The organism is Paraburkholderia sp. SIMBA_030 (genome assembly GCF_046535245.1).
GTDB lineage: Bacteria > Pseudomonadota > Gammaproteobacteria > Burkholderiales > Burkholderiaceae > Paraburkholderia.
In genome coordinates this window covers 1-257 of record NZ_JAWRXB010000990.1, presented here as the reverse complement: position 1 = coordinate 257, position 257 = coordinate 1, and the positions used below count along the sequence as shown (strand labels likewise).

The window sequence follows — 257 nt, the reverse complement described above, 5'->3', positions numbered from 1 at the left end:
GCCGACCCGGGCCATGTGCCGGTTGCTCGGGGTCTCGCATAGCGGCTTTTACGAATGGCTCGGTCGAGCGCCGAGCAAGCGCTCGCAGGAGAACGTGCGCCTCACGCGACTGGTACGGGAGAGTTTCGAGTTAAGCGATAAAACCTACGGTAGCCCACGCATCTGGCACGACCTGCGTGCGGCGGGCGAACGCTGTGGAGTGAATCGTGTTGCCCGATTGATGCAGCAGGCCGGATTGCAGGCTCGAAAGCGGCGAC

The 257-nt window shown here is 63.4% G+C and carries 1 protein-coding gene; it reads left to right on the top strand.

Annotation, left to right across the window (positions count from 1 at the left end):
- On the top strand, nucleotides 1-257 hold a 257-nt coding region (locus tag SB772_RS42985), incomplete at both ends, for an IS3 family transposase (RefSeq protein ID WP_410838894.1).